This window comes from Nonomuraea zeae (assembly GCF_005889725.1).
In the GTDB taxonomy this organism is placed as follows: Bacteria; Actinomycetota; Actinomycetes; order Streptosporangiales; family Streptosporangiaceae; genus Nonomuraea; species Nonomuraea zeae.
In genome coordinates this window covers 54218-69516 of record NZ_VCKX01000007.1, presented here as the reverse complement: position 1 = coordinate 69516, position 15299 = coordinate 54218, and the positions used below count along the sequence as shown (strand labels likewise).

Below are 15299 nucleotides of genomic sequence, written 5' to 3'. Positions count from 1 at the left end.
GCGAAGCCACCGAACGAGGAGAACGGAGGAGGCCTCGAGAGCGCCGCTCGCCGTCGAGCGGGAGCGAGGCGACACGACCGTGGGAAAGCGCTTTGACTGCTCCGACCTCGAGCAGCGGACCGAGGGACTGACCGAGGCCGCCGCCGCCGTACGCCGCGGCGAGCTCGTGGTGCTGCCGACCGACACCGTCTACGGCATCGGCGCCGACGCCTTCACGCCGGCGGCGGTCACCGCGCTGCTCGACGCCAAGGGGCGCGGGCGCGAGATGCCGCCGCCCGTGCTCGTGGGCACCGTCAGAGCCGCCACAGCGCTCGTAGACGACATGGGGCCGTACGGGCAGGACTTGATTGACGCCTTCTGGCCCGGGCCGCTCACGCTCGTCTGCAAGGCCAACAGGGCCCTTTCCTGGGACCTGGGGGACACCAAGGGGACGGTGGCCGTGCGCATGCCGCTCCACCCGGTGGCGCTCGACCTACTCAAGGAGACCGGGCCCATGGCCGTCTCCAGCGCCAACCGCTCGGGCGCCCCGGCGGCCACCACGGCCGCGGAGGCGGAGGAGCAGCTCGGCGAGTCGATCGCGGTCTATCTCGACGGCGGCAGGACCACCGACAACACGCCCTCCACCATCCTCGACATCACCACGGCCGTGCCCCGGCTGCTGCGGCGCGGGGCGATCCCGGTGGAGAAGCTGCGCGGGATCATCGGCTACGTCGCCACCGAGGACTGACGTATACCGGCTGCTTATTCCGGCTGCGGGCGCGCTGCGGCCGTGATTACGGTGAGGCCCGGAGCGGAGATACGTCCGGGAGTGGCCGATGGGCAAGTTCGACGGCATGGATCCGAAGCTGGTCCGAGACCTGCTGGCCGAGGTGAAGAACGCGGCAGGGCAGATGCGGGCGGTCGAGGTTCGGGTCAGGCTTGCCATGGGCCGGGCGGGGCTGGCGACCCAGACCACCCACCGTCCCGTCCAGGTGGCGGAGGCGGCCGACGCGATGGTCAAGGACGTCGACGTCCGGCTCGGGGTGCTGGAGAAGCGCGTCGACCAGCCGCGGGCCGATGCGGGGGCGACGGGCGGTCCCGATTTCCGGGGGGTACGCGGGGATCAGGACAGGTACGACAATCCGCGCCTCGATGACGAAGCCCAGCCGTACCTCCCGAAGGACGACGACGCCGGGGCCGCTGAGACACCCAAGACCGGCGAGGACGCCAAGACGGGCGACGGCGCCAAGACCGGTGACGACGCCAAGACCGGGGATGGCGCGAAGACGGGTGACGGCGCGAAGACGGACGACGGCGGGAAGACCGGCGACGGCGCGAAGACCGGCGACGAGGCCGCTACGGGCTCCGACGACCAGAAGTGCGACGACGCCAAGGACACCGGGACCGGCAAGGACACAGGGACCGACACAGGGACCGACACCGGTAAGGACACCGGCACCGGTAAGGACACCGACACGGGGACCGACACCGGGGCGGACGGGTCGACCGATGGTCAGCCTGTCGACGATCCCAAGGACGGCGACCTGGACAGCAGGCGCGATCGCGGCGCCGAGGTGGACGCGGGCGGAACCGGCACCCCGGCGGAAGACCAGCCGGCCGCGACCGACGCGACCAAGCCGAAAGTCGTGGAGGTCGATGGCGTCAAGGTCCTGCAGGTGCCCATCGACCCGCCGACGGCCGAGCAACTGGAAGCCCTGCTGAAGGACACCGCCAGCGTCCAACCGGCGGAGATGCCGAAGCTGTCCGCCGACCCCACCGCCGCCGCGAACGTCAACGCCTGGGCCAACGACGGCAGCGACGTGGTCTCCGCAGACACGACCCCACCGAGCCTCGACGCGCTGAAGACCGTGGTGGAGGACCACCGGGACATCCAGCCGCTCGACATGCCCTCCGTCGAGGTCCCGGCGGGCGAGTACGGCAAGGGGGAGTGGGCCGAGCGTGACATCCGCCCGGACGGCCCCCAAGGCTCGATCGACCCCGGCACGCCCGGCACCGGCAGCGGCGACGCCCCCACCAACCCTTCGGACGGCACCGCCACCACCTCATACGGCGGCCCCACCACGACGGACGCCGCCACTGCCACCTACGGCGGCTCCACGACTACGGACGGCACCACCACCTACGGCGGTCCCACCACTACGGACGGCACCACCACCCCGGCGAACACGACGGACGTGTCCGACACCACGACCAGCGCCACCCCCGTCGACGACGGCTCCTCGACCACGAACACCGACGACGCCTGCCCCTCCGACTCGGACCGGACCCCGGACGGCAAAGACCCCAAGCCAGGCACCGGTGACACGGACACGACGCCCGGCGCCAAGGACCAGACACCCGATATCAAGGATCCGACGCCGGGCGACACCTACCCGACGCCGGACGGCAAGGACGCCACACCGGACGGGTCAACAGGAGAACGCCCGGACCAGGGCACGGACGACAGCAGCCGGGGAACCGGTGACCAGAGCACCGGCGACCGAGGGGCGGGAGAGCAGGGCAAGCCGGTCACGATCCCACCGACCAACCCCGCCACGGAGGTGTCCGACACGGGCGGCGCGCAAGGTGCCGACGGTGCGTATGGGGCAGACGGGGCGAAAGACACAGGCAACACGCAAGGCGCGGGCGACACCCCGGAGGCGGACGGCCGGTATGGCACGAAGCCCACGCTGGAGGTGCAGATCGCCTACGGGCCGGAGCCGACGCCAGTGACGCAGATCGACTACAGGTCGGAGCCGGATCCCGGTTACGAGGCGAGGGAGTCGAGCACGGCGACGACGGCGACGACAGCGGGCTCGGGGGTCGGGGCGTGGGCGAGTGACGGCAGTGACGTCGTGTCAGTGGACGTCACCCCGCCCACCCTCGACGCCCTCAAAACCGTCATAACCGACCACCGGGAGATCCAGCCGTTGGACATGCCCTCCGTCGAGGTGCCGCCCGGCGAGTACGGCAAGGGTGAGTGGGCCGAGCGCGACATCCGCCCGGACGGCCCTGCAGGGGCGATAGATCCGGGTTCGCCGGAAAGGAGCGCGTGATGATCACAGACCCCCCGGCCCCCAAACCCTTCGTGAAGGGCGAGACCCCGCCGATCAGCGCCACGGACGCGCTGGGGACCCCGCCGACGGAGTGGGTGTTCAACGAGGACTACGAACGCCTCGTCGTCGCATGGCAGACGGTCATGCCGCAGCTGGAGACGCTCAGAACGGCCCTCGACAAGGCCGACAGCCTGGCCAGGAGCCCCCAGACGTGGGACGCGGCCGTCGGCGAGCGGTACGTCAAGGACCTGCGCGAATGGCGGACCAGGCTCGGCGTCTACCGCCACTCCGTGCTGACCGCCATCAGCGACGAGGCCGCCGACACGCCGCGCTGGGTGAAGACGACGGCCGGGGTGCCGCACGCGTTCTGAGCGGCGAAGGGCGATCTCCGGCCGTCACCGCGTCCAGGTCCCCGGCCGTCGCCGCGTCCAGGTCCCCGGCAATCACGGCGTCCGAGTCCCCGGCAATCACGGCGTCCGATCGCCGGCCGTCGCCGCGTCCAAGTCCCCGCCGGTCGCCGCGTCCGATCTCCGGCCGGCCCCGCATCTGGGAGAAACGGACACTAGGCCGTACAGTGGGGAAATGGGTGCGCAACCCTACTACGGTCCGGATTTCGGCCTGCTGCAGAGCCAGGATCCCGAGATCGCACAGGTCCTGCTCGACGAGCTGGACCGGGAGCGGGACGGGCTCCAGCTGATCGCGAGCGAGAACTTCACCTCGCCCGCCGTACTCGCCGCGCTGGGTTCGACCCTCACCAACAAGTACGCCGAGGGCTACCCCGGCCGGCGCTACTACGGCGGCTGCGAGGTCGTGGACCGGGCCGAGCAGCTGGCGATCGAGCGGGCCCGGCGGCTGTTCGGCGCCGAGCACGCCAACGTCCAGCCCCACTCGGGCGCCACCGCGAATTTGGCCGCCTACGCCGCGCTGCTCCAGCCGGGCGACACCATGCTGGCCATGGCGCTGCCGCACGGCGGCCACCTCACCCATGGCTCCAAGGTGAACTTCTCGGGAAGATGGTTCGACGTCGTCTCGTACGGAGTGCGGCGCGACAGCGAGCTCATCGACTACGACGAGGTCAGGGATCTCGCGCTGCGGCACCAGCCGAAGCTCATCGTGTGCGGCGCGACGGCGTACCCGAGGCTGATCGACTACGGCGCGTTCCGTGGCATCGCGGACGAGGTGGGGGCGTGGCTGCTGGCCGACGTGGCGCACCCGATCGGGCTGATGGCGGGCGGCGCGATCCCGTCGGCGGTGCCGTACGCGGACGTCGTGACCTTCACCACCCACAAGGCGCTGCGTGGGCCGCGCGGCGGGGCGATCCTGTGCACGGGGGAGCTGGCCAGGAAGATCGACCGGGCGGTGTTCCCGTTCATCCAGGGCGGGCCGCTGATGCACGTGGTGGCGGCCAAGGCGGTGGCGTTCGCGGAGGCGCTGCGGCCGGAGTTCGCCGGCTACACCAGGCGGGTCGTCGCGAACGCGCAGACCCTGACCGACGCGCTGGCCGCCGAGGGGATGCGGCCCGTCTCCGGCGGCACGGACACCCATCTGGCGCTGATCGACCTGCGCGACGTGGGAGTGTCCGGGGCCGAGGCGGAGCGCCGGTGCGCGGAGGCGGGCATCACGCTCAACCGCAACGTGATCCCGTACGACCCCGAGCCGGCGGCCGTGACCTCGGGGATCCGGGTCGGGACGCCGTGCGTCACCACCCAGGGAATGGGGCCTCAGGAGCTGAAGGAGGTGGGGACCCTGCTGACGCTGGCGGTGCGGCATCCGGGCAGCGCGGCGGAGGTTCGGGAAAGAGTTTCGGCGCTTCTTGCCATCCATCGCCCATATCTCAGCGAATATTAAGCTGGTCTGAGTCGTTTTCCGGTCACAGGTGGCCGGAGCATCCGGGAAACTAGGTTCGTGCGCGAATACCTCTTCATGGCGCTCATCTCGGCAGCGGTGACGTATCTGCTGGTTCCGCTGGTGCGGCGCTTCGCCATCCGCATCGGCGCCATGCCCGAGGTCCGCGAGAGAGACGTGCACACCACGCCGACGCCCAGACTGGGCGGCCTGGCGATGTACGGCGGGCTGGTCGTCGGGCTGCTGGTCGCCAGCCAGCTCACGCACACGGGCGCGGCGCTGGCCGAGTCAGAGGGCAACGCGGTGACGGCGCTGATCGTCGCCGGCGGGCTCATCACGCTGACCGGGTTCCTGGACGACTGGTGGGGCATGGACGCCTTCATCAAGCTGGGCGGCCAGATCGCGGCGGCGGGGGTGCTGGTCTTCTTCGATCTGCGGCTGCTCTACATCCCGCTGCCCCAGGACTGGGGCGGGTCCACCAGCCTCGACTACACCCTCAGCACGGTCATCACCATCCTCGTCGTGGTCGTGACCATCAACGCGGTCAACTTCGTCGACGGGCTCGACGGGCTCGCGGCCGGGATCGTCTGCATCGCGGGCATGGCCACCTGGGCCTACTCGATCTTCCTGGCCGACAACATCAGCGGCGGGCGCATCACCACCACGGCCGCCATCGCCGCCATCCTCATCGGCACCTGCCTGGGCTTCCTGCCGCACAACTTCCACCCGGCGAAGATCTTCATGGGCGACACCGGCGCGATGCTGATCGGGCTCGTGCTGGCCTCCTCCATCGTCACCGTGACGCCGCTCGACCCGGCGATCATCGAGGGCATGAACAAGGTGCCGGTGCTGCTGCCGCTGCTCCTGCCCGCCGCGGTGCTGGTGCTGCCGCTGGTCGACCTGATCACCGCCGTGGTGCGGCGCACCTCGCAGGGCCTGTCGCCGTTCGCCCCCGACCGCGGCCACCTGCACCACCGGCTGATGGACATCGGCCACTCGCACCGCAGGTCCGTGCTGATCATGTACGCGTGGGCGTTCCTGTTCGCCTTCGGCCTCGTGGGGATGTCCACGATCGGCGTGCCGGTCCTGCTGTTCCCCGTGGTCATCGTGCTCGCGCTGGCCGTTCTCGTGCTGATGGCCCTGCCGCGCTGGCGGGGCAGGGGCGGGGCGCACGCGGCGTCGCGCGGCAAGGAGCCCGATGACGACGGGCCGCCCACGGGGCCGATGCCGCCGATCCTGCCGGAGACCGAGGTCAGGCGGCGGATGCCGCCGGCGGACGGTCCTGCCCAAGGCCGCGCGACGGCCGAGGGAAATCCGGTCATTCCGGTCTTTCCGCGCAGTTCTTGATCGCGAACTAGAAACGGCAGGTAAAAGCGGCCTTCCATGAGCTTGTGATATCTTTCACGAGCAGGGACTCCAGATGCACAGCTTCTGGAGGTAGCAAACGCTCGCTTGATAACACGCTGATGGAGCACCGATGCAGGCCAACGACGTGCGCGTACTCAAGAGCGCAGCGATTCCGACCTTCGCGGTTGGGGTGGTCGCCGTTGTCGTGGCGCTGCTGCTGGCAGGTGGCAAGGGCGCGCTGGGCGCGGCTCTCGGCACTTTGCTCGTAGGGGTTTTCTTCAGCATCAGCGTGGTAGCGGTCTCCTATGCCGCACGGGTATCCCCTCAGATGATGGCGATCGCGGCGATGGGCAGCTACCTCGTCAAGGTCATTGTCATCATGTTGGTGCTGGCCTCGTTCCGAGACACCACGGCCTGGAACACCCAGGCGTTCGCCTGGGCCGTCGTGGTCTGCACGCTGGTCTGGACCGGCTTCGAGGTGCGCGCCTTCATCAAGACCAAGATGCTTTACGTCGACCCCGACGCCAAGGTTCCCGGTAGAGGCGACTCATGAAGCCGGTTTCCGGGCGGGGCCCGATATGACTAGTCCTCCACTCGCCTGCTATCGTCAGGGCCGCGATGAGCGCACAGGAACGCCGACCGGAAGAAGACGGTCGCGACTTCGCCGATGCCATGTGGTCCGTCCCCAGCTACTTGCTCGCCGGGATGGCCTTCTATGGCGGACTCGGGTGGTTGCTGGACCGGTGGCTGGACATGTCCGCGTTCTTCCCCATAGGCATCGTCCTGGGGCTGGTGCTCGCCGGCTATCTGGCCTACCGGAAGTACGGCCGCTAGCCCTACGCGGCGAACACTCCGCCGAGGAAACCCTTGTGATCCACACTACGACGTTGAAGGGAACGCCGCGTGACTGCGCTGACGGTCCTCGCTCCTGAAGACCAGTTCCGGGCCCCATCGCCTGACGAGCTGTTCAACTCCTTTACCCCGATCATTCCCGGGGTCGACTGGTTCACCAAGCCGGTTCTCCTCGCCCTCCTCAGCGCGGTCCTGGTGATCGGTGTCTGCTGGGCGGCCTTCGCCAACCCGAAGATCGTCCCCAGGGGAGTGCAGAACGTCGTCGAGTACGGCTACATGTTCGTCCGCGACCAGGTCGCCCGGCCCTTCCTGGGCAAGGACGCCGACCGGTGGATGGGCCTGCTGCTGACGCTGTTCTTCCTGGTCCTGGTCTGGAACCTCATGGGCGTCATCCCGGTGCTGCAGTTCCCGGTCGCCTCGCACATCGCCTTCCCCATCGTGCTGGCCGGCTCGATCTACGTGCTGAAGGTCTACCTGGGCATCAAGCACCAGGGCCCCGTGGGCTACTTCAAGAACATGATGTTCCCGCCCGGGCTGCCCAAGCCGATCTACCTGCTGCTGTCGCCGATCGAGTTCCTCTCGAACCTGATCATCGCGCCGTTCACGCACGCGGTGCGACTGTTCGCCAACATGTTCGCGGGCCACATGCTGCTCGCCTTCTTCAGCATGGTCGGCTTCTGGTTCCTGTTCGAGAAGCTGACGCCGCTCGGCGCGGGCGTAGGCGTCATCGGCGTGGTGATGACGATCATCTTCACCGCCTTTGAGATGTTCATCCAGTTCTTGCAGGCCTTCCTCTTCGCCATGCTGGCGGCGATGTACATCGACGGTGCCCTGCACGCAGAACACTGAGAACCACATACCGGAATATCCATGACCGGTGAGACTCCGCTTCACCGGCCGTCCAGTAAAGGAATACAGCAATGAGCGTTCTCGCTGAGGTCTCCGGCAACGTCACCGCCATCGGTTACGGTCTCGCCGCCATCGGCCCCGGCATCGGCGTCGGCATCATCTTCGGCCAGGGCGTGCAGGCCATCGCGCGTCAGCCGGAGGCTTACCCCCTGATCCGCCAGAACATGCTCCTCGGCTTCGTTCTCACCGAGGCCCTTGCCCTGCTCGGTCTGGTCGCGCCGTTCATCTTCCAGGCCCTCTAAGACCAGAAGACTTCCCTGACGAAAGGCTGCAACCATGATCAAGGCAGCTACGCTCCTCGCGGCGGAGGAGGGTGCGAACCCGCTCCTTCCGCACACTTTCGAGCTCGTCGTCGGTATCTTCTCGTTCCTCGTCGTCCTCGTCGTCGTCGGCAGGATTCTCGTACCGCGCATCCAGAAGACTCTGGCTGAGCGGACCGACGCGATCGAAGGCGGCATCAAGAGGGCCGAGGAGGCCCAGGCCGAGGCGCAGGCTCTGCAGCGGCGCTACTCCGAGCAGCTCGAAGAGGCCCGTCGCGACGCCGCCAGGCTGCGCGAGGAGGCTCGCGAGCAGGCCGCGCAGATCAAGGCCGAGCTCCGCGAGGAGGCGCAGGCCGAGGCCCGCCGTCTCGTCGAGGCGGCGCACGCCCAGATCGAGGCCGACCGCCAGGCGGCCTTCGCCCAGCTCCGCACGGAGATCGGTCGCCTGTCGACCGACCTGGCCGGCCGCATCGTCGGCGAGTCCCTTGAGGACGAGGCCAGGCAGAGCCGCATCGTGGACCGCTTCCTCGACGAGCTTGAGGGCTCGAACGCGCAGGCGGTGCGCTGATGCGCGGTCTGAGCAGGACGTCGCTGGCCGGGGTCGAAGAGCGGTTCAACGCGGTCGCCGCCACTGCCGACCTCGGCACGCTCTCCGACGAGTTGTTCGCGGTCGCGGATCTGCTCGACCGCGAGCACGGCCTGCGCCGTGCCCTGTCCGACCCGGCCAGGTCCGGTGAGCAGAAGGCGCGCACCGCGCGCTCCCTGCTCGACGGCAAGGTCAGCGAGGCGGCGATCGCCACCTCCGAGGCAGCGGTGGCGGCCAAGTGGTCGCGCGCCGGTGACCTGGCCGACGTGCTCGAACGGCTCGGCGTCGTCTCCGCTTCCGCGGAGGCGGAGAGCCAGTCCAGGCTCGACGAGGTGGAGGACGAGCTCTTCCGCTTCGGCCGCATCGTGGCCGGCAACGCCGAGCTGCGTCGCGCCCTGGTCGACCCGGGCGCTCCCGAGGCGGGTAAGCGGCAGCTGCTGAGCGACCTGCTCGGCGGCAAGGTGGCTCCGACGAGCCTGCGCCTGATCACGCAGCTGGTGGTTCACCCGCGCGGGCGTAGCCTGGAGAAGGGCCTGGAAGAGGTCGGCCAGCTCGTGGCCCAGCAGCGCCAGCGCCTCGTGGCGGTGGTGCGCAGTGCGGTCGAGCTGACCGAAGCGCAGCGGCAGCGCCTGACGGCGTGGCTGCGCTCCTCCTACGGCCGTGACGTGCACCTGAACGTCGAGGTGGACAAGCGAGTGCTCGGTGGGTTCTCGGTCCGCATCGGCGACGAGATCATCGACACCACCATTGTGGGACGAATCGAAGAAGTCCGCCGCCGGTTGGCCGGCTAGGCGAATAGGGAGACAGAGTAGAGATGGCGGAGCTTACGATCCGGCCGGACGAGATCCGGGACGCGCTTGAGCGCTTCGTCCAGGCGTACGAACCGGAAGGCGCCGCGCGCGAGGAGATCGGGACCGTCGTCGACGCCGGCGACGGCATTGCCCATGTCTCCGGCCTTCCCTCGGCGATGGCGAACGAGCTGCTCGAGTTCGAGAACGGCACGCGCGGCCTGGCACTTAACCTCGACACCCGCGAGATCGGTGTCGTGGTCCTGGGCGACTTCAGCGGTATCGAGGAGGGCCAGACGGTCCGCAGGACGGGCGAGGTCCTGTCCGTGCCCGTCGGCGACAACTTCCTCGGCCGCGTGGTCGACCCCCTGGGTAACCCGCTCGACGGCAAGGGCGCCATCGAGTCCGAGGGCCTGCGCGCCCTTGAGCTCCAGGCCCCCTCGGTCGTCCAGAGGCAGCCGGTGAAGCAGCCGCTGCAGACCGGCATCAAGGCGATCGACGCCATGACGCCGATCGGCCGTGGCCAGCGCCAGCTGATCATCGGTGACCGTGGCACCGGCAAGACCGCGATCGCCGTGGACACCATCCTCAACCAGCGCGAGAACTGGGCCTCGGGTGACCCCGAGAAGCAGGTGCGCTGCGTCTACGTCGCGGTCGGCCAGAAGGGCTCGACGATCGCGCAGGTGCGTTCCCGCCTCGAGGAGGCCGGCGCCCTGGAGTACACCACGATCGTCGCCGCTCCGGCGTCCGACCCCGCCGGTTACAAGTACATCGCCCCCTACACCGGTTCGGCCATCGGCCAGCACTGGATGTACCAGGGCAAGCACGTCCTGATCATCTTCGACGACCTCACCAAGCAGGCCGACGCCTACCGCGCCGTCTCGCTGCTGCTTCGCCGCCCGCCGGGCCGCGAGGCGTTCCCCGGTGACGTCTTCTACTTGCACTCCCGCCTCCTGGAGCGCTGCGCCAAGCTCTCCAACGACATGGGCGGCGGCTCGATGACCGGCCTGCCGATCATCGAGACCAAGGGCAACGACGTGTCGGCGTTCATCCCGACCAACGTCATCTCCATCACCGACGGCCAGTGCTTCCTGGAGACCGACTACTTCAACGCCGGCATCCGCCCGGCGATCAACGTCGGTATCTCGGTCTCCCGAGTCGGTGGCTCCGCGCAGGTCAAGGCCATGCGCAAGGTCGCCGGCACGCTGCGTCTGTCGCTGTCGCAGTACCGCGACCTGGAGGCCTTCGCGGCCTTCGCCTCCGACCTGGACGCGGCCTCCCGCGCCCAGCTCGACCGCGGTCAGCGCCTGACCGAGCTGCTCATCCAGCCGCAGTACGCGCCGTTCTCGGTGGAGCGGCAGGTCGTGTCGGTCTGGGCCGGCACCACGGGCGAGCTCGACGAGGTCCCGGTGGAGGACATCCGCCGCTTCGAGCAGGAGTTCCTCGACTTCCTGCAGAGCGGGCACAAGGGCGTCCTCGACAGCATCCGTGAGACGAATGACATGTCCGACGACACGGTCACCACGCTCAAGGACGCCATCACGGAGTTCAAGAAGGGCTTCACCACGTCCTCGGGCGAGCTCCTGGTGAAGGACGAGCCGGTCGCTCCGCTGGAGGCCGACGAGGTCGGCCAGGAGAAGATCAAGAAGGTCGTCCGGCCGGCGGAGAAGAAGTAGCCGATGGGTGCCCAGCTAAGGCTGCTGCGGCGGCGGATCAGGTCGGTCAAGTCGACCGCCAAGATCACGCGCGCCCAGGAGCTCATCGCTTCCTCGCGCATCGTGCGGGCGCAGCAGCGGATGCAGGCGGCGTTGCCGTACGAGCGCGAGATCACTCGGGCCGTCACGGGCGTCGTCAGCAACGCGGCCAGCGTCGACCACCCGCTGACGGTGGAGAAGGAGAACCCCACCAAGGCGGGCGTCCTCATCGTCACCAGCGACAGCGGGTTCTGCGGCGGCTTCAACGCCAACGTGCTGCGTGAGGCCGAGGCCCTGCGCGGGCTGCTGGAGAGCCGTGGCCTGACCGTGCTGCCGTTCGTCACCGGGCGCAAGGGTGTCACCTGGCACACCTTCCGCCAGCGGTCGATGGGCGGCCAGTGGGTCGGGTTCTCCAGGAAGCCGGCCTACGCCGACGCCAAGGAGATCGCGCAGACGCTGATCGACTCGTTCAAGGAAGAGGACGGGATCGACGAGATCCACATCGTCTCGACCGAGTTCGTCTCGATGCTGACCCAGAACGTCGTGGTCAAGCGCGTCCTGCCGCTGGAGGTCGAGGAGACCGAGGCGACGGAGTCCACCGCGATTCCTCCCTACTTCGAGTTCGAGCCGACCGCGGGCGATGTGCTCGAGTCGCTGCTGCCGCGCTACGTGGAGTCCCGCATCTTCACGGCGCTGCTGCAGTCGGCCGCCTCGGAGGAGGCGGCCAGGCGCCGCGCCATGAAGTCCGCTACGGACAACGCCAACGAGCTGATCCGCGTGTTCACCATGCAGATGAACCAGGCTCGCCAGGCCGAGATCACCCAGGAAATCAGCGAGATCGTCGGTGGCGCCAACGCGCTCGCTGACGCCGCAGCGGGGAAAGAGTGAAATGACTGCAGAGGCTGTTGAGACTGTTGAGACCCCGTCGGCCGGCACCGGCCGCGTGGCTCGCGTCACAGGGCCCGTCGTCGACGTGGAGTTCCCCGTCGAGGCGATGCCCGACATCTACAACGCGCTCACCGTCGAGGTCACCCTCGGCGACGAGACCAAGATCCTGACCGCCGAGGTCGCCCAGCACCTGGGTGACAACCTGGTCAGGGCCATCTCCATGCAGCCCACCGACGGCCTGGTCCGCGGTGCGGCGGTCACCGACACGGGGGCGCCGATCTCGGTGCCGGTCGGCGACGTCGTCAAGGGCCACGTGTGGAACACGCTGGGCCAGGCGCTGGACGTGCCGACCGCTTCTCTCAAGATCACTGAGAAGTGGGGCATCCACCGGCCGTCCCCGCCGTTCGACCAGCTCGAGTCCCGTACCGAGATGCTCGTCACGGGCATCAAGGTCATCGACCTGCTCACCCCGTACGTGCAGGGTGGGAAGATCGGCCTGTTCGGCGGCGCCGGCGTGGGCAAGACGGTCCTCATCCAGGAGATGATCCGCCGGGTCGCCCGCAACTTCGGTGGCACCTCGGTGTTCGCCGGCGTCGGCGAGCGCACCCGTGAGGGTAACGACCTCTGGCTGGAGATGGAGGAGGCGGACGTCCTCAAGGACACCGCGCTCGTCTTCGGTCAGATGGACGAGCCGCCGGGCACCCGTCTGCGGGTCGCCCTGTCGGCGCTGACCATGGCCGAATACTTCCGTGACGTGCAGAAGCAGGACGTGTTGTTGTTCATCGACAACATCTTCCGCTTCACGCAGGCCGGTTCGGAGGTCTCTACCCTCCTCGGCCGCATGCCGTCCGCCGTGGGTTACCAGCCGACGCTGGCCGACGAGATGGGTGTGCTCCAGGAGCGCATCACCTCGACGCGTGGTCACTCGATCACCTCCATGCAGGCGATCTACGTGCCCGCCGACGACATCACCGACCCGGCGCCGCACAACGCGTTCGCGCACCTCGACGCGCAGACCGTGCTCTCGCGGCCGATCTCGGAGAAGGGCATCTACCCCGCGGTGGACCCGCTCGACTCCTCCTCCCGGATCCTCGACCCGCAGATCGTGGGCGAGGAGCACTACCGGGTGGCCCAGGAGACCAAGCGGATCCTGCAGAAGTACCGCGAGCTCCAGGACATCATCGCGATCCTCGGTATCGACGAGCTGTCCGAAGAGGACAAGGTCACCGTGCAGCGGGCCCGCCGCATCGAGCGGTTCCTGTCGCACCCGATGTACGCCGCCGAGGCGTTCACCGGTCAGCCCGGCGAGAACGTGCCGCTGGACGAGACCATCGCCTCCTTCAAGGGCCTCTGCGCGGGTGAATACGACCACCTGCCCGAGCAGGCGTTCTTCATGGTCGGTGGCATCGAGCAGGCCGTGGCCAAGGCCGAGGAACTCCAGCGCCGCTAAGTCGCCAGCCCAATGGGCGAGCTCTGCGAGCCCGGACCTATGGTGGTGGTACGGCTTCACGGTCGTACCACCACTTGATCGGAAAGGAACCTACACAAGTGGCCAAGCTACGCGTAGGGGTTGTCTCACCCGAGCGTGAGATCTGGTCGGGCGAGGCCGACATGGTGATTGCCAAGACCGTGGACGGCGAGATCGGTATTATGCCGCAACACGCACCTGTGCTCGGCGTGCTCGTCGAGGGCGGCGTGCTGCGCGTGAAGCGGGACGGGGAGCCCGAGCTCGTCGCGGCCGTTCACGGAGGGTTCATCTCCGTGGCCGATGATGAGGTGTCCGTGCTCGCCGAGGTCGCCGAGCTCGGTTCCGAGGTCGATGTGGCGGCTGCCCGTGACGCTCTCGACCGGGCCCAGGCCTCGATCGAGGCCAATCAGGAGGACTCTGACGCGGCAATCGAGGCCAAACGTGCCAGGGCTCGGCTGCGCGCGGCAGGCGAAGAGGTTTAATAAAGTACATACAGGCTCTGGGGGGCGGCATGGTGGCGACGATTGTGGTTCTCATATTGCTACTTGCCGCCCTCATAGTCTTGCGCGGCGTCACACTGGCTCGCTCGCGGGGGAGCGTGCCATGCCGGTTGCGGGTGGGGGAGCGCGGCTGGCAGAGCGGGGTAGCCCGCTATGCCGACGGGGAGCTCCACTGGATTCCGCTCCTGGGCGTCCGACTGAGGCCGCGCCACGCGATCGCGAGGCGCGGCCTCGTCGTTTCCGCCCGTCGCGAGATCGACGGCGGGCTCTACGCGGTGGACTGCGGCGGCACGACGCGCGGGCTGTCGCTCGCCATGAGCGCCGACGCGCTCACGGGCTTCCTGGCCTGGCTGGAGTCGGCGCCGCCCAGCGCCTACCTGGACGTCGCCTGAGCGGGCGGCGGGCGACCACCGCTCAGGCCCGCTGGGCTAGCGGGTGCCGCCGGGCTTCCAGAGGATCTCCTGGCCGGCGTGGGCGACCCGGCAGAGGATGAAGAGCAGGTCCGACAGGCGGTTGAGATATTTCGCCGTCAGATCGTTCATGTCGTCGTGGGCGTGCAGGGCCGACCAGGTCGTCCGCTCGGCGCGCCGGACCACGACCCGGGCGACGTGGAGCGCCGCCGTGGCGGGGTCGCCGCCGGGCAGGATGAAGCTGCGCAGGGGCTTGAGCTCGGCGTTGAACAGGTCGCACTGCTCTTCGAGCCAGTCGATGTAGGACTGCTCGACGCGCAGCGGCGGGAACTCCGGCTCCGCCACCACAGGGGTGGCCAGGTCGGCCCCGAGGTCGAAGAGCTCGTTCTGGACGCGTACGAGGACCGCCACGAGGTCGGCGGACAGAGTCCCGTGGGAGAGCGCGACGCCCAGGTGGGCGTTGGCCTCCTCCACGTCGGCGTAGGCCGCCAGCCGGGGATCGGTCTTCGAGGCGCGGCTCATGTCGCTCAGCGCTGTGGTGCCGTCGTCGCCCGTGCGGGTGTAGATGCGGGAGAGGACGACCGGCTTGTCCTTGTCGGCGCGCGTCATGAAATCAGGGTAATGCCGGAGCGTAATGACAAATGTCATCTGGATCGGACGCGGGATCCATATGCGGCCCATGATTTCGGCGACTGGCTGGACGAACGCGGCAAACGA

General features: G+C 68.7%; 17 protein-coding genes. 16 read left to right on the top strand and 1 reads right to left on the bottom strand.

What is annotated here, in order from left to right; translation table 11 throughout:
- The first annotated feature begins 79 nt into the window (after positions 1-79).
- The 16 genes from ETD85_RS03945 (at position 80) to ETD85_RS03870 (ending at position 14564) form a co-directional block, all read left to right on the top strand.
- Positions 80-727: an L-threonylcarbamoyladenylate synthase gene (locus tag ETD85_RS03945; protein ID WP_138688201.1), complete on the top strand. Its 648-nt coding sequence runs from the start codon at positions 80-82 to the stop codon at positions 725-727.
- 88 nt (positions 728-815) lie between these two features.
- On the top strand, positions 816-3035 hold the full coding sequence (locus tag ETD85_RS03940) for a hypothetical protein (RefSeq protein ID WP_138688200.1): 2220 nt from the start codon (positions 816-818) through the stop codon (positions 3033-3035).
- On the top strand, positions 3035-3406 hold the full coding sequence (locus tag ETD85_RS03935; protein WP_138688199.1) for a hypothetical protein: 372 nt from the start codon (positions 3035-3037) through the stop codon (positions 3404-3406). Before ETD85_RS03940 ends, ETD85_RS03935 begins: the two co-directional genes overlap by 1 nt.
- Before the next feature lie 211 nt (positions 3407-3617).
- The gene (locus tag ETD85_RS03930; RefSeq protein WP_138688198.1) at positions 3618-4883 is read left to right on the top strand and encodes a serine hydroxymethyltransferase; all 1266 of its coding nucleotides are present in this window, start codon (positions 3618-3620) and stop codon (positions 4881-4883) included.
- 57 nt (positions 4884-4940) lie between these two features.
- Positions 4941-6227: a glycosyltransferase family 4 protein gene (locus ETD85_RS03925; protein WP_138688197.1), complete on the top strand. Its 1287-nt coding sequence runs from the start codon at positions 4941-4943 to the stop codon at positions 6225-6227.
- Between the two features lie 130 nt (positions 6228-6357).
- Positions 6358-6780 (top strand): Cg1360 family ATP-synthase-associated protein, encoded by a 423-nt coding sequence (locus ETD85_RS03920; protein WP_138688196.1) that lies wholly within the window; start codon positions 6358-6360, stop codon positions 6778-6780.
- A 65-nt stretch (positions 6781-6845) separates the two neighbouring features.
- The gene (locus tag ETD85_RS03915; RefSeq protein WP_240778930.1) at positions 6846-7061 is read left to right on the top strand and encodes an AtpZ/AtpI family protein; all 216 of its coding nucleotides are present in this window, start codon (positions 6846-6848) and stop codon (positions 7059-7061) included.
- A gap of 69 nt (positions 7062-7130) precedes the next feature.
- Positions 7131-7928, top strand: a complete 798-nt coding sequence (gene atpB / locus ETD85_RS03910) for a F0F1 ATP synthase subunit A (RefSeq protein ID WP_138688195.1) — start codon at positions 7131-7133, stop codon at positions 7926-7928.
- 71 nt (positions 7929-7999) lie between these two features.
- Positions 8000-8230 (top strand): ATP synthase F0 subunit C, encoded by a 231-nt coding sequence (atpE, locus tag ETD85_RS03905; RefSeq protein ID WP_138688194.1) that lies wholly within the window; start codon positions 8000-8002, stop codon positions 8228-8230.
- A 34-nt stretch (positions 8231-8264) separates the two neighbouring features.
- Complete coding sequence (locus tag ETD85_RS03900; protein ID WP_138688193.1) at positions 8265-8816, top strand: F0F1 ATP synthase subunit B; 552 nt, start codon at positions 8265-8267, stop codon at positions 8814-8816.
- The gene (locus ETD85_RS03895; protein WP_138688192.1) at positions 8816-9625 is read left to right on the top strand and encodes a F0F1 ATP synthase subunit delta; all 810 of its coding nucleotides are present in this window, start codon (positions 8816-8818) and stop codon (positions 9623-9625) included. Before ETD85_RS03900 ends, ETD85_RS03895 begins: the two co-directional genes overlap by 1 nt.
- 23 nt (positions 9626-9648) lie before the next feature.
- Positions 9649-11298 (top strand): F0F1 ATP synthase subunit alpha, encoded by a 1650-nt coding sequence (gene atpA, locus ETD85_RS03890; protein WP_138688191.1) that lies wholly within the window; start codon positions 9649-9651, stop codon positions 11296-11298.
- 3 nt (positions 11299-11301) lie between these two features.
- Positions 11302-12204, top strand: coding sequence for a F0F1 ATP synthase subunit gamma (locus ETD85_RS03885; RefSeq protein WP_138688190.1), 903 nt, complete (start codon positions 11302-11304; stop codon positions 12202-12204).
- A 1-nt stretch (position 12205) separates the two neighbouring features.
- A complete protein-coding gene (gene atpD / locus ETD85_RS03880; protein ID WP_138688189.1) occupies positions 12206-13654 on the top strand; it encodes a F0F1 ATP synthase subunit beta in 1449 nt (482 codons plus the stop codon).
- 98 nt (positions 13655-13752) lie between these two features.
- On the top strand, positions 13753-14154 hold the full coding sequence (locus ETD85_RS03875; RefSeq protein WP_138688188.1) for a F0F1 ATP synthase subunit epsilon: 402 nt from the start codon (positions 13753-13755) through the stop codon (positions 14152-14154).
- Positions 14155-14183: 29 nt separating this feature from the next.
- A complete protein-coding gene (locus ETD85_RS03870; RefSeq protein ID WP_138688187.1) occupies positions 14184-14564 on the top strand; it encodes a DUF2550 domain-containing protein in 381 nt (126 codons plus the stop codon).
- Between the two features lie 36 nt (positions 14565-14600).
- Here ETD85_RS03870 and ETD85_RS03865 read toward each other — a convergent pair whose 3' ends face one another.
- Positions 14601-15191 (bottom strand): cob(I)yrinic acid a,c-diamide adenosyltransferase, encoded by a 591-nt coding sequence (locus ETD85_RS03865; RefSeq protein ID WP_138688186.1) that lies wholly within the window; start codon positions 15189-15191, stop codon positions 14601-14603.
- Positions 15192-15299: the final 108 nt, after the last annotated feature.